The sequence below is a fragment of the Pseudomonas wenzhouensis genome (genome assembly GCF_021029445.1).
GTDB lineage: Bacteria > Pseudomonadota > Gammaproteobacteria > Pseudomonadales > Pseudomonadaceae > Aquipseudomonas > Aquipseudomonas wenzhouensis.
This window is the reverse complement of the sequence record NZ_CP072610.1, coordinates 3719457-3738501: the sequence shown is the minus strand read 5'-3', so window position 1 is coordinate 3738501 and position 19045 is coordinate 3719457. Positions and strand designations below refer to the sequence as shown.

Here is a 19045-nt window from a genome sequence, read left to right as displayed (position 1 = left end):
GAGCACGCCATGAAATACACCAAATTGGCCCAGCGCCTGCTGCGCGGTGGCGAACGCCACAGCAGCACCTATGTCGAGGGGCTTTGCGCCGCGCTCAAGCTGCGCATCGAGGGTGAGCCCACCATCGTCAACTACCCGCAGGGCAGCCTGGAACGCGACGCCTACTACTACGGCTGCCGCCGTGGCGCCGACGAGTTCCGCAACGCCCTGGTAGAAGCCAACGGCAACCGCGCCGAGGCCATCGAGCGCCTGCGCGCAATGGCCAACCTTCGGGAGGCCGCGTAATGCCTCGTAAAGCCGCCCCAACCGCCGAGCTGGTGCAGGACGCTCCAGTCAACGAAGAGGCCGTCAACGTCATCCAGAACCTGGGCGCCATCGCACAGGGCCTGCAGGACGAGCGCGACCTGGTCAACCAACTGCTTGGCCAGGCTCAGATGGCCGGCGCCTTCGAGGAATTTTCCCGAACCGTTCGGACTTCCAAACTCGCTTACGTCAAGGAAAACAAGCTCTACCGCGCCCTGGCCGGCAAGAAAGCTCCGAACGGTTCGGAGTTTTCCGGCACCTGGGCTGAGTTCTGTTCGGTGCTCGGCATCTCGGTCGACAAGGCCGATATGGACATCGCCAACCTTCGCGCCTTCGGCGAAGAAGCCCTCGAATCCATGACCCGCATGGGCATCGGCTACCGCGAGCTACGCCAATGGCGCCGCCTGCCCGAAGACGCCAAGTCCGCGCTGATCGAGGCCTCCAAGCAGGGCAACCTCGACGCAGTGCAGTACCTGGCCGAAGAGCTGATCCACACCCACACCAAGGAAAAGGACGAGCTGCAGAAGAAGCTCACCGACACCCAGGCCGACTACGACGCCCTTGGCGAGGTGCTCAGCAAGAAGAGCGCCGAGCTGGATCGCACCAAGCAGGATCTGGAGAAGGCCAAGCGCCGCATCGAGACCATGTCGGCCGACGACGCCGCCAAGGAGCTGCGCCAGGAGGTTGTCGGCATCGCCTTCGAGGCCGAGGCCGACATCAGCGGCAAGCTGCGCGCCGCCTTCGCCAGCCTGGAGCAGCACGGCAGCGAGACCGGCAGCGACCACCGCAACTTCCAGGCCCAGCTGATCGCCCACCTGCAGCGCCTGCTCGGCGAGCTGAAGGCCGAGTTCCAGCTGCCCGAGGTGGGCGAAGAGGAGGACTTCTCCTGGATGCAGCAGGACGGCCTCAAGCCCATCACGGATGCAGAGGCCTAACCCATGAGCGCCGTCATTACCCAACGCCTGGTCGACCTGGACCGCTCGCTGCAACGCGCAGCGCGCGGCCAGCGTACCGCCCTGTGCCGGGCTGCGGCGCAGGAGCTGGGCCTGAGCCTGGCAACCCTATACCGCAAACTGGAGGAAGTGACCGTGGCCGCTGCTCCCCGTAAACGCCGCGCTGATGCCGGCCAGAGCGCGCTCACCCGCGAGGAGGCGCTGACCATCAGCGCCACCTTGATCGAGTCCGCCCGCCGCAACGAAAAGCGCCTCTATTCCCTGGGTGATGCCGTCGAAGCGCTGCGCGCCAGCGGCATGATCCGCGCCGAAGCCGTCGACAAGGTCAGCGGCGAGATCCGGCCGATGTCGCTCAGCGCCATCAGCCGCGCCCTGTATGCCTACAAGCTGCACCCTGACCAGCTGCTAGCCCCGGCGCCGGTGACCGAGCTGCAGAGCCTGCACCCCAACCACATCTGGCAGGTGGACGCCTCGCTGTGCGTTCTCTACTACCTCAAGCCCACCGCCGAGAAGAACGCCAACGGCCTGCGCGTGATGGAGGCCGACCAGTTCTACAAGAACAAGCCGAAGAACCTCGCGCGCATCGCTGCCGATCGCGTCTGGTCGTATGAAATCACCGACCACGCCAGCGGCTGGATCTACCTCCAGTACGTGATGGGCGCCGAGAGCGGCGAAAACCTCAACAGCGTGCTGATCAACGCTATGCAGGAACGCGGCGGCGCCGACGTCATGCACGGCCGGCCCTTCGGTCTGATGATGGACCCAGGCTCAGCCAACACCGCCGGCATGACCAAGAACCTCTGCCGCAGCCTGGGCATTCAGATGATCGTCCACGCACCTGGTGCTGCTCGCGTCACCGGCCAGGTGGAGAACGCGCGGAACATCATCGAGCGCAAGTTCGAGGCTGGCCTGCGCTTCCAGCCGGTGGCTGACCTGGACGAGCTGAACGCCCTGGCAGCCAAGTGGCGCATGCACTTCAACGCCACCGCCAAGCACAGCCGCCACGGCAAGTCGCGCACCGACGTGTGGCTGACCATCCGCCAGGAACAGCTGATCAAGGTGCCCAGCGTCGAAGTCTGCCGCCAGCTGGCCGTGGCCGAGCCCGAGAGCCGCAAGGTCAACACCAAGATGCGCGTCAGCTTCCAGGGCCGCGAGTTCGACGTATCGGTGGTGCCGGATGTCATGGTCGGCGACAAGATCATGGTCACCCGCAACCCCTGGAACGATCAGGCCGCCCAGGTGGTGACCGTCGATGCCCACGGCCACGAGGTGTACTACGTCGTGCCGGTGGTCGAACGCAACGAGCTGGGCTTCGACGTAACCGCCCCGGTGATCGGCGAAGCCTTCAAGCGCATGGCCGACACCCCGGCCCAGGTGGCACGCAAGGAGGCCGCCAAGCTGGCCATGGGCGCCGACACCGAGGAAGACGTGGCAGCGGCCCGCAAGGCCAAGGCCATCCCGTTCGGTGGCCAGCTGCAGCCCTATAAGCACATCGACGATGCCCAGCTGCCCACCTTCATGCCGCGCCGTGGCACTGAGCACGAACTGGCCGCGCCTACCGTCGTCGCGCCGCCGCTCAGCATCTTCGCCGCTGCCAAGCGCCTGCAGGGGCGCTTCACCGACTGGAGCCCGGAGCACTACGCCTGGCTGAGCCAGCACCACCCGGCCGGCATCCAGGAAGAAGCCCTCGATAGCGTCGAGGCCAGCCTGCGCGCCGCCTTCACCCGCCGACCAACCCTTTCTGTCGTAGGAGGTGCGTGATGCTCAAGCTCAAAGCACTGCTGCGCTACCACAACCTGGGCCAGGCCGACCTGGCCCGCGAGTTGGGCCTGAGCCGCCCGACCATTTCCCAGCTGATCAACCACAGCATGTGGCCCAAGACCATCCCGCAGGAGGACTTGAAGGCGCGCATCGTCGCCTGGCTGGAGAGTTTCAACGTCACCGGCATGCAGCTGGTGGGCATTTTCGAAGAGGAGGAGAACCAGGAGCAGAACACCAAGGTGGCCGCTGGGCGCTGCAACGCCCAACGGCCTGAGCACCGCAATCCCAAGAAGCCAATCGAGGAGCCCGACACAATGCTACTACGCGCAACCAAACTGACACAGCAGGCACGCCAGCACTTCGGCATGTTCGGCGACCCGTTCGCAGACCCGCGCACCAGCGCTGATCTGTTCGTCTCGCCGGATATCCGCTACGTGCGCGAAAGCCTCTACCAGGTCACGCGCTACGGCGTGTTCCTGGCGATCCTGGGCGAGTCCGGCTCGGGTAAGTCCACCATCCGCAAGGATCTGCACGAACGCCTGCGCACTGAAGACAAGCCGGTGATCGTCATCGAGCCCTACGTCATCGGCATGGAAGACGACGACTTCAAGGGCAAGACCCTAAAGGCTATGCACATCTGCGAGGCCATCCTGGCCACCGTAAGCCCCGGCAGCAAGATGCCGCGCGGCCTGGATGCCCGGTACCGCGCCGTGCACAACGTGCTGCGCGAGTCGCACCGCATGGGCAACCGCCACGTCCTGGTGATCGAGGAGGCGCACGCCATCCCGGTGCCGACCCTCAAGCACCTCAAGCGCTTCTTCGAGCTGGAGGACGGCTTCGAGAAGCTGCTCAGCATCGTGCTGATCGGCCAGAGCGAGCTGGCCAACAAGCTCAGCGAGAAGCGCGCCGACGTGCGCGAGGTGGTGCAGCGCTGCGAGGTGGTGAAGCTCAACCCGCTCGACCAGCACCTGGGCGACTACCTCAAGCACCGCTTCAAGCTGGTCAACAAACCGCTGGAAGAGGTGATGGACGAACCGGCCATCGAAGCCCTGCGCAGCAAGCTGACCGGCACCGGCTCCAAGGAGAACGGCTCGGTGCTGTACCCGCTGGCCGTGCACAACATGCTGGCCGCTGCCTTCAACCAGGCCGCCCTGGTCGGCGCCACCCGCCTGTCGGCGGACATCATTGCGGAGGTGTGAGCCATGGCCATCACCATCGAACAAATCATGGAGCAGGCTCAGGTGTACGCCTCGGCCTGGAGCCTGGTCGGCGGGCCGTTCGACCAGGGCAACCTGCTGCTGCAGGCCGATCTGGAGAAGCAAGTGCTACTGGAGCCGCTGATCGCCTTCGAGGACGAAGCCCATACCGCTGGGGCCCAGGAAGCGCAGCTCGACCTGGCTAAGCCGCTGATCGAGTGGCACCAGCACCGCATTGGCAACCTCAGCAAGTTGCAGCAGGCGGTAGAGGGCACTGAGATCCGCCTCGGCGAGGCTGATGCCAATCCCATCGTCCTGCAGGGCGCGATGCTAAAAGGCTGGCGCTTCGCCTTGGCGATTGCCGAGCAGCAGTTCGAGAAGTTCCCGCTGTCCATCGAACGCACCGCCCCGGCCAGCGACGAGGAGGAATGACCATGCGCGCTCCGAACGTAATCCCACTCAGCGCCAAGATCGCCGCCGAGATCTCCATCCAGCACGCGCTACCGATATGCACCGTGCTGACCCCGGAACTGGCCGACAAGCTCCGCGCCCTCAACGACATGACCCGCCGCCTGCGCGCGGCTGGCGTGCGCATCGAGGCCGCATCGCCGCTCGACGCCAAGATCTTCATCAAAGCCGAGGACTCCGATCAGCTCGCCGCATCGTTCAAGCACGAATGGCGCAGCCCGAGCTGGAGCACCAAAGGCGTCCACACCATCAACTGCGTCCGCCTCGGCGGCTGCCAAGTCTGCTGGCTGACGCCGGCAAAGGGGCTGCAGTCATGAGCCAGGCCGAACAACTGCAGCAGGAGCTGACAGAGATGCGGGAGTCCATGCAGCGCATGGATGATCGCTACAACCAGCTGTCGCTCGCGCTGCACCACCTCACCCAGGCCAGCAATCTGCTCTGCGCTCAGATCGCTGTGATGTGCGAGGCCCACATGGCCGGCGATAAAGCGCTGGTCATGCGCCAGGTCGAGCAGTTCACCCAGGCCTACCGCGCCAACCTCAAGCCCGCTGACGGGAGGGTGCATTGATGAACCTCGAAGCACGCCTGCGCGAAGCCCTGGAGCTGCTCAAACGCAGCGCCGGCTACGCCTCGGCCTATCCGACCATCGGTGGCCACAAGCTCAACGACGAGATATGCCGCTTCCGCGAGGCGGTACAGGCCGAACTCGAAATCAATACCCAACAAGCCGAGGAAGAAACCCATGGCTGACCAAATCCAAGTCCCTGAAGGCTTTCGCCTCGACGCCCAGGGCCGTCACGTACCTGAATCCATGATCAAGCCGCTCGACCTGATGCGCGACGAGCTGGTGATGGCCATCGTCGGCAAGACCCAGGAACTCAACCAGGCGCTGGTCGACTTCAAGGCCAAGGTGTTCGGTGAGGTTGACGCCCTGGTGGCTGTCGCGGCCGACGAGTACGGCGCAAAGCTGGGCGGTACCAAGGGCAACGTCACGCTGTTCAGCTACGACGGCCGATTCAAGGTGGTGCGGGCCAAGGCGGACAACATCCGCTTTGACGAACGCCTGCAGGGCGCCAAGGCGTTGATCGACGAGTGCCTGCAGGAGTGGGTGAAGGGCTCGCGCCCCGAGATCATCACCCTGATCAACGACGCCTTCAAAGTCGACCAGGCCGGCAACATCCGCACCGGCAGCGTCCTGGCACTGCGCCGCCTGGAGATCACAGACGAGCGCTGGATTCGCGCCATGCAGGCCATCAGCGACGCCGTCACCGTCGTCACCACCAGCTCCTACGTCCGAGTGTACGAGCGCGTCGGTGATACCGACCGGTACGAGCCCATCAGCCTCGACATTGCGAAGGTGTGACCATGGTTGCCTACAACTTCATGGCCCGGTTCGCGCCCTCGGTAGAGGACGGCACCAAGCGCCAGACCATCCGCGCATGCGGCAAGCGCCGCCCGCCACGCCGTGGCGAGCAACTGCAGCTGTACACCGGCATGCGCACCCGCAACTGCCGCCTCCTGCGCACCGCACCCTGCACGGCGGTTTATCCAATCGCCATGGATCTGGCCGCCCGGCGCGTTCGCGTTCAGACCGGCGACATCATCTCCACGCTCAGCCGTCTGGATGTCCGCCGGCTGGCCGTGGCCGACGGTTTCGCCAATGAAGCCGACTTCTTCGAGTATTTCACCGCAACCCACGGCCAGACCTTCGCTGGCCACCTTATTAAGTGGGAGGTCTGACATGGCACTATCTACCGAAGACCGCGCGCGCCTGATTGACCGCCTGGATCGCAGCTTCCAGGCCATGCCGCGCTGGGCAAGAACTGCGACCAAGCATGCGATGGGGGCTCCCTCGCACCATCCCGTAACTGGCAAGGAGTTCGAGAGCTTCCGCGAGGTCATCGAGGCAGCTTCCGACGAGTCACTGCTGATCCTCAAGGAGGACTTCGAGGACAACGACGATCTGGCGCCGGAGGTTCTGCAATGAAGAACCTCGAATGCACCGTGAAGTACTACATGGGTGCCTACCAGACCAACACCGTGCGCAGCCAGCGCGCCAGCTGCAGCCACTCCGAGGACGAGGCCGTGCGCCACCTGGGCGTCAAGCTGTTCGGCGAGCAGCTCGACCACGTCGAACGCATCGACCTCAAACCCGGCGATAAGCCGGGCATGAGCCGCTGGCTGATCGTTGGCCGGGAGGCGTGATGTCTATCTCGAAAGGCGTACTCAGCAAGATCCACATCGCCAAGGGCCAGTTGGGCATGGACGACGACAGCTATCGCGCGCTGCTGCGCCGCGTGGCGGGCGTCGAGTCGGCAAAAGACCTGAACACCCGCCAGGTCGGGCGCCTGATGGTCGAGCTGGAGCGGCTCGGGTTCAAGCCGCAGCCCAGCAGCAAGGCCAAGGGCAAACCGCACAACGCCCAGCAGCTCGGGCCGCGTATCGACAAGATCGAGGCCCAGCTCGCTGACATGCGCCTGCCTTGGGCCTATGCCGACGCGCTGGCCCGGCAGATGTTCAAGGTCGAGAAGGTGGCGTGGCTGAAGAAGGCCGAGCAGCTCGACGCCCTGATCGCCGCGCTGCACGTCGAGCAGGAGAAGCGCCAACTGCTCGACCAGGTGGAAACCCTGTGCAAGCGCCTCGGGGTGGACACTCCAGAACGCCTGGAGGGTTTGGAAGAACTGCCCGAGGGGTGGCGCAGGCAGCGTCCAATCCTCAAGGCCCTGGTGGATGCCCTGAATGCGGCGGTCAACGCGCAGGAGGGCGACTGATGCAGCTGCAATGCCCTTGCTGCGGCGAGCAGTTTCCGATCGAGGCCGGCTTCGCAGACGCGGACGGCAAGAAGCTGGCGGCAATGCTCGCCGGCCTCGATCCGAAGCTGGGCCGGGCGGTACTCAACTACCTGCGCCTGTTCAGCCCGGCCAAGCGCGGCCTGCGCATGACCAGAGCGATCAAGCTGGTGGAAGAGCTGCTCGACCTGGTCAATGCCGGCACGGTGCAAAAGGACGCCCGCACCAACGATTCCAAGCCGGCGCCGCCCAGGATCTGGACGGCCGGCATCGAGCAGATGCTGATCGCCCGTGATCGCCTGTCGCTGCCGCTGGATAACCACAACTATCTGCGCACGGTGGTCTACGGCATCGCCAGCGATCCCGTACAGGTTCAAGCAACCGCGCCGGCCAAGCCGGCCCGCGCGGCTGCCACCACTCAACAGATCCTGCAGGACGCCCTCGGCCGCATCGAAGCCGATCGCCGCCTGGGCCTAATAGATGAAGAGGAAGCCGATCGCCGCATTCAGGCGGCAAGGGGGAACGCATGAGCACCAAGCCCACAGCGATGGCGGAGAAGCGCCACGAACTACTCAGCGATATCGCCGACCACGTCGCGGCTGTGGTTTCTGAGCACGGTGTCGACGCGAAGATCGCCGAGCAGGCCGGCGCGGCGGTGGTTGAGCATCTTTCGAACACCTGGGCCGGTTCGTGCGTGACATTTCCGAAGGATTTCCGCTGGCGGATCACCCAGCGGGATCTGGAGATCCTGGGCAAGTTCAACGGCCGCAACCACCACGCGCTGGCCGTTGAGTACGACATGACAGAGAATGCGATCTACAAGCTGCTCAAGCGGACGCAGGACAGGAAGTTCGACCGCGACCAGCACAAAATCGACTTCGGCGACGGCCTGTAACCCAGGTCGCCGCCGTTTCACCTACGGCAACACTGTTACAAACCCCATCCCGCTATTTTCCCCTTCGTTCCTTTATATCCCGCCTTTATCGCGCTTTCCCTGTGTTATTTTTCTCAAGCCTGCACAGCGTTGAAACCCCTCTCAGAATGCTCATTTACAATACGTAAACTGCGCTTCTTCGAGTGCTTTCGCCTTGCCTGACCATCGCTCGGCGACTTTTCGTACAGAGCCATGCCCGGATGCAATCCGGGGAGGCTCGCCAGCCATCCCCGGATCTCTGCCATCAGCGGCTGATCGGCGTCAGGCGCAGCAGGTGGATGCGGCGGCTGTCGGCGTTGAGTATGCGGAAGCGAAAGTCGCCGATCTCGGTGACTTCATTGCGCTTGGGCAGATGGCCGAAGGCGTTCATCACCAGGCCGCCGACGGTGTCGTACTCGTCGTCGGAGAACTGGCTGTCGAAGGCTTCGTTGAAGCTGTCGATGGGCGTCAGCGCCTTGATCAGGTAGTCGCCGGAGGGCAGCGGCTTGATGTAGCTGTCTTCCTCGACGTCGTGCTCATCTTCGATATCGCCGACGATCTGCTCGAGCACGTCCTCGATGGTCACCAGGCCGGCGACGCCGCCGTATTCGTCGATCACCACGGCCATGTGGTTGTGGTTGGCACGGAACTCGCGCAGCAGCACGTTGAGGCGCTTGGATTCTGGCACGAAGGTAGCCGGGCGCAGCAGATCCTTGATGTTGAAGTTGGGCTGCTCGCCCTGCAGCACCAGCGGCAACAGATCCTTGGCCAGGAGGATGCCAATGACGTCATCGAGGCTTTCGCCGATCACCGGGTAGCGCGAGTGCGCAGCCTCGATGATCGCAGGGAGAAACTCCTGCGGCGTCTGCGTGGCCTTGATACTGATCACCTGCGAGCGCGGCACCATGATGTCGCGTACCTGCAGGTCGGCGACCTGGATGGCGCCTTCGACGATGGCCAGCGCCTCGGTGTCGAGCAGCTTGTTCTGGTGGGCTTCGCGCAGGACTTCCAGCAGCTCCTGGCGGTTTCTCGGCTCATGAGCAAAAGCCTGGGTCAGCTTGTTGAACCAGGACTTTTGCTCGTTGCTCGATCGGTCTTCGCTCATGGCGTTTTACTCGGGATCCTTTTCATTAGGCGGTTCATCGCCGGCATACGGGTCGGGATGACCCAATTCGGCGAGCAATTGTCGTTCCAGATCTTCCATCTCGAGGGCTTCGTCGTCCTCGATATGGTCATAGCCCAGCAGGTGCAGGCAGCCGTGGATCACCAGGTGCGCCCAGTGCGCCTCCAGTGCCTTGCCTTGCTCGGCTGCTTCGCGCTCGACTACCGGCACGCAGATCACCAGATCGCCCAGCAGCGGGATGTCGAGAATCCCATCGGGAATCTCGGCGGGGAAGGACAGCACGTTGGTGGCGTAGTCCTTGTGCCGCCAGGTGTGGTTCAGCTCGCGACCTTCGGCTTCGTCGACCAGGCGAATGGTCAGCTCGGAATCGGCCGTGCGCTGGCGCAGGGCCAGTTCGCACCAGCGGCGCAATTGGGCCTCATCCGGATGCTGGCCGTCAGTGGCCAGTTGCAGGTCGAGCTCAAGCATCGTTGCCGTCGCCCTTGCCGTTCAGGCGTGCGTCGTGGCGCTCGTAGGCTTCGACGATGCGCTGTACCAGCGGGTGGCGCACCACGTCCTTGGGCTTGAAGTGGGTGAAGCTGATGCCGGGTACGTCACGCAGTACCTCGATCACATGCGCCAGGCCGCTCTTGGTGCCGCGTGGCAGGTCGACCTGGGTGATGTCGCCGGTGATCACGGCAGTGGAGCCGAAACCGATACGGGTGAGGAACATCTTCATCTGCTCGACGGTGGTGTTCTGACTCTCGTCGAGAATGATGAAGCTGTTGTTAAGCGTGCGGCCGCGCATGTACGCCAGCGGTGCGATCTCGATCACCTGTTTCTCGATCAGCTTGGCGACGTGTTCGAAGCCGAGCATTTCATAGAGCGCGTCGTACAGCGGGCGCAGGTAGGGGTCGATCTTCTGCGCCAGGTCGCCGGGCAGGAAGCCGAGCTTCTCGCCGGCCTCGACCGCCGGGCGAACCAGCAGGATGCGTCGCACCTGCTCGCGCTCCAGCGCGTCCACCGCACAGGCCACGGCCAGGTAGGTCTTGCCGGTGCCGGCCGGGCCGATGCCGAAGTTGATGTCGTTGTCGAGGATCGCCTTGACGTAGCGCTGCTGGTTGGCGCCGCGCGGCTTGATCACGCCCTTTTTGGTGTGCAGGGTCACCTGCGGCAGGTTGCTGGGGTTGACCAGCTCCTCAACGCCGGATTCCTGCAGATACAGGTGCACCAGGTCCGGCGACAGTTCGGTGGCCTTGGTTTCGCGGTACAGCTTGCGCAGCAGAGTTTCGGCGGCCTGGGTCTTGTCGGCGGCGCCGAGCATCTCGAACTGGTTGCCACGATTGCGGATTTCCAGGCCGAGGCGCTCTTCGATCAGGCGCAGGTGCTCGTCGAACTGGCCGCAGAGGTTGGCGAAACGGCGGGCCTCGAAAGGTTCGAGGGTGAAACGATGAGGTTCTTGGGAGGCGTTCAAGGTGATGGTGTGATCGTCACGTGTCTTAAGATGGAAACGCAGCATAACGCCGGGCGCCGACAACGCAAAGTCTGGGCGCCCGCGACGTTAGTGGAGGGGGGCAGCATCCAGCAGGGTGCCGCGCAGCGAATGCGGCAGGGCGTTGTCGATGTGCACGTCGACGAACTGGCCGATCAGGCGCGGATTGTCACAACGGAAGTTGACGATGCGGTTCTGCTCGGTGCGGCCCTGGAGCATGCCCGGGTCCTTCTTCGAGTAGTCGCTGACCAGAATGCGCTGCACCGTGCCGACCATACGCCGGCTGTTCTCGAAGCCGTTCTGGTTGATGCGGTGCTGCAGCAGGGCCAGGCGCTGCTTCTTCACTTCTTCCGGGGTGTCGTCGACCAGATCGGCGGCCGGCGTGCCGGGGCGCGAGCTGTAGATAAAGGAGAAGGAGAAGTCGAAACCGACGTCCTCGATCAGCTTCATGGTCTGCTCGAAATCTTTTTCCGTTTCCCCTGGGAAGCCGACGATAAAGTCCGAGCTGATCAGGATGTCCGGCACCGCCGCGCGTAGTTTGCGGATGCGCGACTTGTATTCCAGCGCGGTGTGGTTGCGCTTCATCGCCGCGAGGATGCGATCCGAGCCGGACTGCACCGGCAGGTGCAGGTATTTCACCAGCTGCGGAATCTCGGCGTGAGCGGCGATGATGGCGTCGGAGAACTCCAGCGGGTGGCTGGTGGTGTAGCGGATACGCTCGATACCGTCGAGGGCGGCCACGGCATGCAGCAGCTCGGCGAAGTCGGCGATATGGCCGTCCGGCGCTTGCCCACGATAGCCGTTGACGTTCTGTCCGAGCAGGGTGACTTCCTTCACGCCCTTCTCGGTCAGGGAGGTGATTTCCATCAGCACGTCGAGCAGCGGGCGGCTGACTTCCTCGCCGCGGGTGTAGGGCACCACGCAGAAGGTGCAGTACTTGCTGCAGCCTTCCATCACCGAGACGAAGGCGCTGGGGCCGTCGACGCGCGGCTCGGGCAGGCGGTCGAATTTCTCGATCTCGGGGAAGCTGATGTCGACCTGCGCGGTCTTGGTGGTGCGCGCGGCGTCGATCATTTCCGGCAGGCGGTGCAGGGTCTGCGGGCCGAATACCACGTCGACGTAGGGCGCGCGATCACGAATCGCCGCGCCTTCCTGGCTGGCCACGCAGCCGCCGACGCCGATCACCAGATCCGGGTTGGCCAGTTTCAGCTCGCGCCAGCGGCCGAGCTGGGAGAACACCTTGTCCTGCGCCTTCTCACGGATCGAGCAGGTATTGAGCAGGATCACGTCGGCGTCTTCGGGCTTTTCCGTGACCTCCAGGGCCTGATGCTCGCCCAGCAGGTCGACCATGCGCGAGCTGTCGTACTCGTTCATTTGGCAACCGTGGGTTTCGATATAGAGCTTCTTGGTCATGGCACTGTCTGAGGTGTTTAAAAAATGACCGCGCATTATAGGGGAGCGGCAGGCGGCAGGCTACAGGCCATGAGCAAGCGCGTCATCGCCTATCCCCGGATTGCATCCGGGCTACGTGTGCGGCGCTGTGCTATTCTGCTCGCCCCGTTTTTCCTGACTTCGAATCTCCATGAGCAAGCGTGATCCCATCTACAAGGTGATTTTTCTCAACCAGGGCCAGGTATACGAGATGTATGCCAAGCAGATCTTTCAGAGCGATCTGTGGGGCTTTCTGGAGGTTGAAGAGTTCGTCTTCGGCGAGCGCAGCCAACTGGTGGTCGACCCCAGCGAGGAGAAACTCAAGGCACAGTTCGAGGGCGTGGTGCGCAGCTTCGTGCCGATGCACGCGATCATCCGCATCGACGAGGTCGAGCGCCTGGGCACGGCGAAGATCAGCGAAGCCAAGGGCGGCGGCAACGTGATGCCATTCCCCATGCCGATGCCGGACAAGTAAGCGTAAGGTTACAGCTGTAGGGTGGGCCGGGCGGCGTTCCGCTTCAGCCCACCGGCGGTATATTTGGTGGGCTGAAGCCCACCCTACGGGTCAGGGCAGCGGCGCGAAGGGCGAGCGACCTTCGGCGGTCTGCAGCTCCAACAGATAGCTGCGGAAGATCTGCCCCAGCACCTGGCTGGCGATTTCCAGTTCATCGCGGCGCATCTGCGCCGACACCAGGTCGGCGCTGTCCATGGCTTCGTCGGAGCCATTGACCGAGGCCATCTTCAGGACGATGTAGGCCTGCACGTTGTTGGCCGGTACGCCTTCACCACGAAAGAACATGGTGCCGAGGCGCAATTGGGCTTCGGCATGGCCCTGCAGCGAGGCGCGCTCGAACCAGGTCAGTGCCTGTTTGAAATCACGCGGCGTGCGTTTGCCATCGTAGTAGTACTCGCCCAGTTCATAGGCCGCCTGCATGTTGCCGGCACGCGCCATCTCCTGACAGCCAGCCAGGGCGTCGGGCATTTCTTCAGTGGGAACATTCAGCGTGCAGCTGCCGCTGGCGGGAATCAGCAGAGAATTGCCGCCTGCGAATGCAAACAGCGGGAGAAAGAGCAACAGGCAGCCCAGGGACAGGGTGCGGCCGGTGCGGTTCATCTGGATAACAGGGCCTCGGCAGTTCAGGGCGGGTGACGTGCCCGGTCGGCGCAGAGCGCGCCGACCGGCGCATTATGGAATAACCGCGCGCTTGTTACAAAGGCTTTACCCGGTCTGTCGCTTCGCGCTACCTGGCAGGCTCAGCAGCAGCCAGGCCAGCAGCGGATAAGCCGGCGTCAGCAGCACATGGAACAGGTCGATACGGCGCAGTGGGCCGATCACGCCCTCGGTGCCCACCGCCACACCGGCCAGCAGAAACAGGCCTACTACCGTGGCAGCGACTAGCACTGGCGCGCGGCGTGGCCACTGCACGATACCGGCATAGAGGATCAGCACCAGCGTGGCCAGATTCAGCGCCAGGCGGTAGTCGTCCAGGTGATTCATCTGCCGGAACAGCTCGAAGAAGGCGCACAGGCCCAGCAGGATGCGTCCCCAGTTCGGCCGGCTCCAGGCCCAGCCACGGCCCAGTGCCAGTGCTGCGGCGCCGAGCAGGGGCAGGCCAAGAAAGCTGCTGGCCTGCGACAGCCACAGGTGCGCGGCCTGCCAGCTTGGGTCGAAGCCGTAGCGAATCACGCCGACGCTGGCCGCCGCAGCCGGCAGCAGGAAGCCGAGCAGGGCGCAGAACAGCGCCGGCTGATCGCCCTCGCCGTAGCGACCGCGTGCCCGGCCGATCAGCCACACACAGGCAGCGCAGGCCAGGGCCAGCAACGCATCACTGAAGGCGGTGCTGTACTGCATCAGGCTTTTTTCAACTCGGCGAAGGCGAGCTCGGCGGCGGCGAAGGTGATGTCCAGCTCCTTGTCGCCATGGGCGATGGAGGTGAAACCGGCTTCGAAGGCGCTCGGAGCCAGGTACACACCGCCGTCCAGCATCAGGTGGAAGAAGCGGTTGAAGCGCGTGCTGTCGCTGGCCATCACGTCGGCGAAGGTGACGATATCGTCGGCGCCGCTGAAATACAGGCCGAACATACCGCCCGCCTGGGTGGTGACGAAGGGGATGCCGGCGGCATCGGCGCGCTGCTGCAGGCCATCGAGCATGCGCGTGGTGTAGTCGGTCAGCTCGCTGTGGAAGCCCGGGCGGCTGATCAGCTTCAGCGTGGTCAGGCCGGCGGCCATGGCCAGCGGGTTACCCGACAGGGTGCCGGCCTGGTAGACCGGGCCGAGTGGGGCGATGCACTCCATGATCGCGCGCTTGCCGCCGAAGCAGCCCACCGGCATGCCGCCGCCGATGATCTTGCCGAAAGTGGTCAGGTCCGGGGTGACGCCGTAGTGCGCCTGTGCGCCGCCGAGGGCGACGCGGAAACCGGTCATCACTTCGTCGAAGATCAGCACCACGCCATGCTTGTCGCACTGCTCGCGCAGGCCTTCGAGGAAGCCCGGCGCCGGTGGTACGCAGTTCATGTTGCCAGCCACCGGCTCGACGATGATGCAGGCGACTTCCTGGCCAACCTGCGCCAGGCACTCGGCCACGGCGTCGATGTCGTTGAACGGCAGGGTCAGGGTGTGTTTGGCGAAGGCTGCCGGCACGCCAGCGGAGTTCGGCACGCCCTGGGTCAGGGCGCCGGAGCCGGCCTTGACCAGCAGGCTGTCGGAGTGACCGTGGTAGCAGCCCTCGAACTTGATGATGCTGTCGCGGCCGGTAAAACCACGGGCCAGACGGATGGCACTCATGGTCGCCTCGGTGCCGGAGCTGACCATGCGCACCATCTCCATCGACGGCACCAGCGAGCAGACCAACTCGGCCATTTCGGTTTCCAGCGCGGTCGGCGCGCCGTAGGACAGGCCGTGCTGCAGCTGGCGACGCACCGAGTCGAGCACGTCCGGATGGCTGTGGCCGAGGATCATCGGGCCCCAGGAACCGACGTAGTCGACATAGCGCTTGTCGTCTTCGTCCACCACGTAGGCGCCTTCGGCATGCTTGAAGAACAGCGGCGTGCCGCCAACGCTGCGGAAGGCGCGCACCGGCGAGTTGACACCGCCGGGGATATGTTTCTGGGCGTTGGCGAAGAGGATTTCGGAGCGGGACATGACGGGTTCCTTCTAAGCGTTTAGCTTGTAGGTGATCGAGCCTTGGTTGTCGATCACGACACCTTGTTTGCAGAGTTCATGGATCAGGTCATCGATCATGAGGTCACTGAGTTTCTTTTGAAAAATCGACGCCAGGGCGGTGGCCAGGGTCTTGCGTTTGGCCGGCTTGGCTTTACCTGCTTTTTGTAGATAGTGTCTGGCGAACTTGATCCGTTCGGCCATAGTCATTTGGGCAGGTGTTTTTTGGCTGGCGCTGTTCCTGGGCGGCGTGGGCTGGGTGGGGGGCGTTGGTGCATTGACTGCAGCGGCGCTGCGGTTCGCTTTGATTCCCAGATCACGCATATGCTTCAGCAGTGGGTCATAGCCAGTGTCTTTGGATATGACCAAAAACTGGCATCCGATTTCGTCTTTGGACAGTTGCCCCAAGTAGAAGGCGATATGGAAGTCGAGCGCGTTTTTGCCACTATTCTGCAAGCGAATGTATTGGGCGTTCTCGCCAAATTGTTGGATTTCCTCGGCTAGCTCGACACTAATCTTCGCTTGGTTGGCGCCTACGAATACCTTCAATTGGTAGTTCTCGTTTTTGAGCTTTTGCAAGGAGGCAGGCTGGATATTTTCCAGATCGATAAATGCGTACTTATTAGCCATGGCGATCCTTCGCGTCAGAACAGCGCGGCAAAGGCGCGGGCGTGGTCTTCCACCTCTTGGGCGGAGTCCGCGGCGAACAGGGCGTGGATCACGGCGACCATGCTGGCGCCACGGGCGATCAGGTCGGGTGCGGTATCCAGGGTCACGCCACCGATGGCGACGATGGGCTGGGCAAAGTGCGTGCGGGCCTGACCCAGCAGCTCCAGGGTGGCAGCCGGGGCGCCAGGTTTGGTGTTGGAGTTGAAAAAACGGCCGAAGGCGATGTAACTGGCGCCTTCGGCGACGGCGCGTTCGGCCAGCTCAAACTGGGCGTGGCAGGTGCCGCCGATCACGGCATCAGTGCCGAGATGGGCGCGGGCGGCGGCCAGCGATCCGTCGCTCTGGCCCAGGTGCAGGCCGACGCCCAGGCGCGCGGCCAGCTCCAGGTCATCGTTGATGATCAGCGTGGCGCCATGGCGCTGGCACAGTTCGGCCAGCGCCTGGGCTTCATCGAAGCGGCGCACAGTATCGCCGGATTTATCGCGGTACTGCAGCAGCCGTGCACCGCCGATCAGCGCGGCTTCGGCGTAGGGCAGCAGCTTGCCGCCTGCCAGCAGCGGCGTATCGGTGATGGCGTAGAGGCCGCGCAGGCTCATTGGCCGTAATCCAGCGGCAGGCGGCGTGGCACGTACTGGCCGTGGCCGGGTTGCTCGGCATCACGCAGGGTGCGCCAGGTGTAGTCGAGGGCGCTGCGTACCGCGCTGACCAGCTCCTCACCCAGGGCCAGGCGTCCGGCCAGGGTGCTGGCCAGGGTGCAGCCGGAGCCATGGTAGCTGCCGGGCAGGCGGGCGCAGGTGAAGGTGTGGCGGCTGCCGTCACGGCAGTACAGGCGGTTGTGCACTTCGGCTTCGTCGCCGTGGCCGCCGGTGATCAGCAGGTGCTCGATGAACGGCAGCAGCTTCTCGGCGCATTCGTCAGCGCTGCCGTCCGGCAGTTCAGCGAGGATACGCGCTTCCGGCAGGTTCGGCGTGGCGATGGTGGACACGGCGAACAGGCGCTCGCGCATGGCATAACCGACGTCGTCCTTGCCCAGCGAGCCGCCACCGCCGGCGCGCAGCACCGGGTCGCAGACCAGTGGTACGCCGGGTAACTGGCTCATTACCTCAAGTACGGTGTCGACCATGCCCACCGAGCCGAGCATGCCCAGCTTGACGGCGGCCACCGGCATGTCGGCGATCACCGCGCGTGCCTGGGCCAGCACCCAGTCGTGGTCGAGCACGCGGAAGTCGGAAACGTTGACGGTATCCTGCACGGTCAGGGCGGTCACCGTCGGGGCGGCGTGACAGCCTTGGGCCAGCAGGGCTTCGATATCGGCTTGCAGACCAGCACCACCACTGGGGTCGTGACCGGACATGCACAGCACTACGGGGCGGAAGTTTGGCGTTTTCATGGTGCGCGAGCTTATCACTAACCGCCCGTCGGTCGCTGCATGGCATGCCGCTTGGTAGTCTTTCTGATTCACGTCCGTATGGGGATTGGCTGATCTGGAAATGGCCTCATGCGCAGCCCTGCTGCCATGCCCGATTACCTCAGATGGCGCTACGTACCTGCCTGATCATGATGGCCGCGCTGGCGCTGGTCAGCCTGGTGGTGATGGCGCTGTTCCCGCACTGGAACAGCGAGATGGCTGCCGGCTTCGTCTATGCGTTGTCCGGCGCCGTGGCCGCCTTGGCGTTGTGGTGGGGACGCCGCGCGAGCCAGCAGGGCAACACTCGCGACGGCACTCTGGCCGGCTTGTTGCTGGGCGCGGCGGCCACCTTCATTGTTCCCGTTATTGGTGCACAAACCCCGCGCGATCTGAGTCTTTAATGGCGAATGATAATTTGATGCATCTGCGTGTCGATGATTAAATTCGTCCTCCGTCACTGCCGTCGTCGTCCGGGTTCACCGCGATGCAAGATCTCCATCCGCTTGATGTGATTCGTCCCAGCCTGCCCTGGCGTGTCGGCTATCGCCGGGCACCGATTGGCCTGCCCAAGGAGCTGGCATGCTGACATTGCGTGATATCGAGGTGCGTCGTGGTGAGCGGGTGACACTGGCTCTGGACGAGCTGCATCTCGAAGGCGATCGCTTTACGGTGATCCTCGGCCACAATGGCTCGGGCAAATCGACTCTGATGAACCTGCTGGCACGACAGCTGGAGCCGACCCAGGGTTCGCTGCAGCTGGACGGGTGTACCCTGGCCGATTTTTCCGCCCGTGACTTCGCCCGGCGTGTGGTCTTTCTGCCGCAGCATTTGCCCGACGTCGCCGGCCTGACCGTACGCGAGCTGGTGCGTCTGGGGCGCTTTCCCTGGCGTGGCCTGCTGGGTCGCTGGCGCGCCGAGGATCACGCGGCCGTCGATGAGGCGCTGGCGCAGACCGATGTCGCCCATTACGCCGAGCATCTGGCCGACAGTCTCTCCGGCGGTGAGCGCCAGCGCGCCTGGATCGCCATGCTGCTGGCTCAGCAATCACCACTGCTGTTGCTCGATGAGCCGACCTCAGCGCTGGACCTGGCTCATCAGTACGAGCTGATGGGCCTGCTGCGTCAGCTCAACCGTGACAGCGGTCGCGGCATCGTCGCCATCCTGCACGACATCAACCTCACCGCTCGGCATGCCGACCGGGTGATTGCGCTCAAGCAGGGGCGGATCTTCTTCGATGGCAGCCCGGACGAGTTGCTCAGTGGGCCGTTGCTCAGCCAGCTCTACGACATCGATATCGAACTGATCGAACAGCCCGGCAGCGCCCGCAAGATTGCTGTGGTGGTCTGAGCATGGCGGCCGATCTTGATTCGTTCGAACCATGGGCGATGCCTGCTTATGCCG

General features: G+C 64.0%; 28 protein-coding genes. 18 read left to right on the top strand and 10 right to left on the bottom strand.

All coding sequences use genetic code 11. From position 1 onward, the window contains the following. Nucleotides 1–9: 9 nt before the first annotated feature. The 15 genes from J7655_RS17340 to J7655_RS17270 are packed head-to-tail and all read left to right on the top strand — an operon-like array spanning nucleotide 10 to nucleotide 8365. Nucleotides 10–285 carry a hypothetical protein gene (locus J7655_RS17340; RefSeq protein ID WP_230925494.1) on the top strand — a complete coding sequence of 92 codons (276 nt, stop codon included), beginning with the start codon at nucleotides 10–12 and terminating at the stop codon, nucleotides 283–285. Next, nucleotides 285–1238, top strand: coding sequence for a hypothetical protein (locus tag J7655_RS17335; protein ID WP_230925493.1), 954 nt, complete (start codon nucleotides 285–287; stop codon nucleotides 1236–1238). The genes J7655_RS17340 and J7655_RS17335 overlap by 1 nt, the downstream gene beginning before the upstream one ends. A 3-nt stretch (nucleotides 1239–1241) precedes the next feature. Next, on the top strand, nucleotides 1242–3017 hold the full coding sequence (locus tag J7655_RS17330; protein WP_230925492.1) for an integrase: 1776 nt from the start codon (nucleotides 1242–1244) through the stop codon (nucleotides 3015–3017). Then, a complete protein-coding gene (locus J7655_RS17325) occupies nucleotides 3017–4216 on the top strand; it encodes an AAA family ATPase (protein ID WP_024308351.1) in 1200 nt (399 codons plus the stop codon). Before J7655_RS17330 ends, J7655_RS17325 begins: the two co-directional genes overlap by 1 nt. Nucleotides 4217–4219: 3 nt before the next feature. Then, complete coding sequence (locus J7655_RS17320; RefSeq protein WP_230925491.1) at nucleotides 4220–4645, top strand: host nuclease inhibitor protein; 426 nt, start codon at nucleotides 4220–4222, stop codon at nucleotides 4643–4645. A gap of 2 nt (nucleotides 4646–4647) precedes the next feature. After that, entirely contained in the window at nucleotides 4648–4998 is a 351-nt protein-coding gene (locus J7655_RS17315) for a hypothetical protein (RefSeq protein WP_125878660.1), read from the top strand. After that, entirely contained in the window at nucleotides 4995–5249 is a 255-nt protein-coding gene (locus J7655_RS17310; RefSeq protein ID WP_024308348.1) for a hypothetical protein, read from the top strand. Before J7655_RS17315 ends, J7655_RS17310 begins: the two co-directional genes overlap by 4 nt. Next, nucleotides 5249–5431, top strand: a complete 183-nt coding sequence (locus J7655_RS17305; RefSeq protein ID WP_179577077.1) for a hypothetical protein — start codon at nucleotides 5249–5251, stop codon at nucleotides 5429–5431. Before J7655_RS17310 ends, J7655_RS17305 begins: the two co-directional genes overlap by 1 nt. Beyond that, nucleotides 5424–6044, top strand: a complete 621-nt coding sequence (locus J7655_RS17300; protein WP_179577076.1) for a DUF3164 family protein — start codon at nucleotides 5424–5426, stop codon at nucleotides 6042–6044. The genes J7655_RS17305 and J7655_RS17300 overlap by 8 nt, the downstream gene beginning before the upstream one ends. 2 nt (nucleotides 6045–6046) lie before the next feature. Continuing rightward, nucleotides 6047–6421, top strand: a complete 375-nt coding sequence (locus J7655_RS17295) for a hypothetical protein (protein ID WP_179577075.1) — start codon at nucleotides 6047–6049, stop codon at nucleotides 6419–6421. Between the two features lies 1 nt (nucleotide 6422). After that, complete coding sequence (locus J7655_RS17290) at nucleotides 6423–6668, top strand: hypothetical protein (RefSeq protein WP_179577074.1); 246 nt, start codon at nucleotides 6423–6425, stop codon at nucleotides 6666–6668. Next, on the top strand, nucleotides 6665–6886 hold the full coding sequence (locus tag J7655_RS17285; RefSeq protein ID WP_179577073.1) for a hypothetical protein: 222 nt from the start codon (nucleotides 6665–6667) through the stop codon (nucleotides 6884–6886). The genes J7655_RS17290 and J7655_RS17285 overlap by 4 nt, the downstream gene beginning before the upstream one ends. Next, on the top strand, nucleotides 6886–7452 hold the full coding sequence (locus J7655_RS17280) for a gp16 family protein (RefSeq protein ID WP_179577072.1): 567 nt from the start codon (nucleotides 6886–6888) through the stop codon (nucleotides 7450–7452). Before J7655_RS17285 ends, J7655_RS17280 begins: the two co-directional genes overlap by 1 nt. Continuing rightward, complete coding sequence (locus J7655_RS17275) at nucleotides 7452–8000, top strand: hypothetical protein (RefSeq protein ID WP_179577071.1); 549 nt, start codon at nucleotides 7452–7454, stop codon at nucleotides 7998–8000. The genes J7655_RS17280 and J7655_RS17275 overlap by 1 nt, the downstream gene beginning before the upstream one ends. After that, entirely contained in the window at nucleotides 7997–8365 is a 369-nt protein-coding gene (locus tag J7655_RS17270; protein WP_230925490.1) for a Mor transcription activator family protein, read from the top strand. Before J7655_RS17275 ends, J7655_RS17270 begins: the two co-directional genes overlap by 4 nt. A 283-nt stretch (nucleotides 8366–8648) precedes the next feature. Here the strand turns inward: J7655_RS17270 and J7655_RS17265 are convergent, their stop codons facing one another. The 4 genes from J7655_RS17265 to miaB form a co-directional block, all read right to left on the bottom strand. Then, nucleotides 8649–9488 (bottom strand): HlyC/CorC family transporter, encoded by an 840-nt coding sequence (locus J7655_RS17265; RefSeq protein ID WP_230925489.1) that lies wholly within the window; start codon nucleotides 9486–9488, stop codon nucleotides 8649–8651. A 6-nt stretch (nucleotides 9489–9494) separates the two neighbouring features. Next, nucleotides 9495–9974, bottom strand: coding sequence for an rRNA maturation RNase YbeY (gene ybeY / locus J7655_RS17260; RefSeq protein WP_230925488.1), 480 nt, complete (start codon nucleotides 9972–9974; stop codon nucleotides 9495–9497). Further along, entirely contained in the window at nucleotides 9967–10959 is a 993-nt protein-coding gene (locus J7655_RS17255) for a PhoH family protein (protein WP_230925487.1), read from the bottom strand. The genes ybeY and J7655_RS17255 overlap by 8 nt, the downstream gene beginning before the upstream one ends. Before the next feature lie 87 nt (nucleotides 10960–11046). After that, nucleotides 11047–12390, bottom strand: a complete 1344-nt coding sequence (miaB, locus tag J7655_RS17250) for a tRNA (N6-isopentenyl adenosine(37)-C2)-methylthiotransferase MiaB (RefSeq protein ID WP_230925486.1) — start codon at nucleotides 12388–12390, stop codon at nucleotides 11047–11049. Between the two features lie 169 nt (nucleotides 12391–12559). Here miaB and J7655_RS17245 point away from each other — a divergent pair, with 169 nt between their 5' ends. Then, a complete protein-coding gene (locus tag J7655_RS17245) occupies nucleotides 12560–12883 on the top strand; it encodes a DUF1820 family protein (RefSeq protein ID WP_004424773.1) in 324 nt (107 codons plus the stop codon). Between the two features lie 90 nt (nucleotides 12884–12973). Here the strand turns inward: J7655_RS17245 and J7655_RS17240 are convergent, their stop codons facing one another. The 6 genes from J7655_RS17240 to J7655_RS17215 form a co-directional block, all read right to left on the bottom strand. Beyond that, the gene (locus tag J7655_RS17240) at nucleotides 12974–13522 is read right to left on the bottom strand and encodes a tetratricopeptide repeat protein (RefSeq protein ID WP_230925485.1); all 549 of its coding nucleotides are present in this window, start codon (nucleotides 13520–13522) and stop codon (nucleotides 12974–12976) included. 105 nt (nucleotides 13523–13627) lie between these two features. Then, entirely contained in the window at nucleotides 13628–14260 is a 633-nt protein-coding gene (locus J7655_RS17235; protein WP_230925484.1) for a DUF6962 family protein, read from the bottom strand. Further along, complete coding sequence (hemL, locus tag J7655_RS17230) at nucleotides 14260–15549, bottom strand: glutamate-1-semialdehyde 2,1-aminomutase (RefSeq protein WP_230925483.1); 1290 nt, start codon at nucleotides 15547–15549, stop codon at nucleotides 14260–14262. The genes J7655_RS17235 and hemL overlap by 1 nt, the downstream gene beginning before the upstream one ends. Before the next feature lie 12 nt (nucleotides 15550–15561). Beyond that, a complete protein-coding gene (locus tag J7655_RS17225) occupies nucleotides 15562–16197 on the bottom strand; it encodes a PIN domain-containing protein (protein ID WP_230925482.1) in 636 nt (211 codons plus the stop codon). Nucleotides 16198–16211: 14 nt separating this feature from the next. Continuing rightward, nucleotides 16212–16832, bottom strand: a complete 621-nt coding sequence (thiE, locus tag J7655_RS17220; protein WP_230925481.1) for a thiamine phosphate synthase — start codon at nucleotides 16830–16832, stop codon at nucleotides 16212–16214. Next, nucleotides 16829–17626, bottom strand: a complete 798-nt coding sequence (locus J7655_RS17215; RefSeq protein ID WP_230925480.1) for a hydroxymethylpyrimidine/phosphomethylpyrimidine kinase — start codon at nucleotides 17624–17626, stop codon at nucleotides 16829–16831. Before J7655_RS17215 ends, thiE begins: the two co-directional genes overlap by 4 nt. 143 nt (nucleotides 17627–17769) lie before the next feature. On the opposite strand from J7655_RS17215, the gene J7655_RS17210 reads away from it, so the two are divergent. Next, on the top strand, nucleotides 17770–18045 hold the full coding sequence (locus J7655_RS17210; protein WP_230925479.1) for a hypothetical protein: 276 nt from the start codon (nucleotides 17770–17772) through the stop codon (nucleotides 18043–18045). A 178-nt stretch (nucleotides 18046–18223) separates the two neighbouring features. Then, nucleotides 18224–18991 carry an ABC transporter ATP-binding protein gene (locus tag J7655_RS17205; RefSeq protein WP_230925478.1) on the top strand — a complete coding sequence of 256 codons (768 nt, stop codon included), beginning with the start codon at nucleotides 18224–18226 and terminating at the stop codon, nucleotides 18989–18991. The last annotated feature ends 54 nt before the right edge of the window (nucleotides 18992–19045 follow it).

Bases quoted from the DNA above. Each gene is read 5' to 3' on its own strand.
- thiE (WP_230925481.1), bottom strand. From the start codon at position 16,832: ATGAGCCTGCGCGGCCTCTACGCCATCACCGATACGCCGCTGCTGGCA.
- J7655_RS17300 (WP_179577076.1), top strand. From the start codon at position 5,424: ATGGCTGACCAAATCCAAGTCCCTGAAGGCTTTCGCCTCGACGCCCAG.
- J7655_RS17320 (WP_230925491.1), top strand. From the start codon at position 4,220: ATGGCCATCACCATCGAACAAATCATGGAGCAGGCTCAGGTGTACGCC.
- J7655_RS17340 (WP_230925494.1), top strand. From the start codon at position 10: ATGAAATACACCAAATTGGCCCAGCGCCTGCTGCGCGGTGGCGAACGC.
- J7655_RS17210 (WP_230925479.1), top strand. From the start codon at position 17,770: ATGGCGCTACGTACCTGCCTGATCATGATGGCCGCGCTGGCGCTGGTC.
- J7655_RS17265 (WP_230925489.1), bottom strand. From the start codon at position 9,488: ATGAGCGAAGACCGATCGAGCAACGAGCAAAAGTCCTGGTTCAACAAG.
- J7655_RS17285 (WP_179577073.1), top strand. From the start codon at position 6,665: ATGAAGAACCTCGAATGCACCGTGAAGTACTACATGGGTGCCTACCAG.
- J7655_RS17275 (WP_179577071.1), top strand. From the start codon at position 7,452: ATGCAGCTGCAATGCCCTTGCTGCGGCGAGCAGTTTCCGATCGAGGCC.
- J7655_RS17290 (WP_179577074.1), top strand. From the start codon at position 6,423: ATGGCACTATCTACCGAAGACCGCGCGCGCCTGATTGACCGCCTGGAT.
- miaB (WP_230925486.1), bottom strand. From the start codon at position 12,390: ATGACCAAGAAGCTCTATATCGAAACCCACGGTTGCCAAATGAACGAG.
- hemL (WP_230925483.1), bottom strand. From the start codon at position 15,549: ATGTCCCGCTCCGAAATCCTCTTCGCCAACGCCCAGAAACATATCCCC.
- J7655_RS17225 (WP_230925482.1), bottom strand. From the start codon at position 16,197: ATGGCTAATAAGTACGCATTTATCGATCTGGAAAATATCCAGCCTGCC.
- J7655_RS17235 (WP_230925484.1), bottom strand. From the start codon at position 14,260: ATGCAGTACAGCACCGCCTTCAGTGATGCGTTGCTGGCCCTGGCCTGC.
- J7655_RS17295 (WP_179577075.1), top strand. From the start codon at position 6,047: ATGGTTGCCTACAACTTCATGGCCCGGTTCGCGCCCTCGGTAGAGGAC.
- J7655_RS17240 (WP_230925485.1), bottom strand. From the start codon at position 13,522: ATGAACCGCACCGGCCGCACCCTGTCCCTGGGCTGCCTGTTGCTCTTT.
- J7655_RS17270 (WP_230925490.1), top strand. From the start codon at position 7,997: ATGAGCACCAAGCCCACAGCGATGGCGGAGAAGCGCCACGAACTACTC.
- J7655_RS17330 (WP_230925492.1), top strand. From the start codon at position 1,242: ATGAGCGCCGTCATTACCCAACGCCTGGTCGACCTGGACCGCTCGCTG.
- J7655_RS17245 (WP_004424773.1), top strand. From the start codon at position 12,560: ATGAGCAAGCGTGATCCCATCTACAAGGTGATTTTTCTCAACCAGGGC.
- J7655_RS17335 (WP_230925493.1), top strand. From the start codon at position 285: ATGCCTCGTAAAGCCGCCCCAACCGCCGAGCTGGTGCAGGACGCTCCA.
- J7655_RS17205 (WP_230925478.1), top strand. From the start codon at position 18,224: ATGCTGACATTGCGTGATATCGAGGTGCGTCGTGGTGAGCGGGTGACA.
- ybeY (WP_230925488.1), bottom strand. From the start codon at position 9,974: ATGCTTGAGCTCGACCTGCAACTGGCCACTGACGGCCAGCATCCGGAT.
- J7655_RS17305 (WP_179577077.1), top strand. From the start codon at position 5,249: ATGAACCTCGAAGCACGCCTGCGCGAAGCCCTGGAGCTGCTCAAACGC.
- J7655_RS17280 (WP_179577072.1), top strand. From the start codon at position 6,886: ATGTCTATCTCGAAAGGCGTACTCAGCAAGATCCACATCGCCAAGGGC.
- J7655_RS17325 (WP_024308351.1), top strand. From the start codon at position 3,017: ATGCTCAAGCTCAAAGCACTGCTGCGCTACCACAACCTGGGCCAGGCC.
- J7655_RS17215 (WP_230925480.1), bottom strand. From the start codon at position 17,626: ATGAAAACGCCAAACTTCCGCCCCGTAGTGCTGTGCATGTCCGGTCAC.
- J7655_RS17315 (WP_125878660.1), top strand. From the start codon at position 4,648: ATGCGCGCTCCGAACGTAATCCCACTCAGCGCCAAGATCGCCGCCGAG.
- J7655_RS17310 (WP_024308348.1), top strand. From the start codon at position 4,995: ATGAGCCAGGCCGAACAACTGCAGCAGGAGCTGACAGAGATGCGGGAG.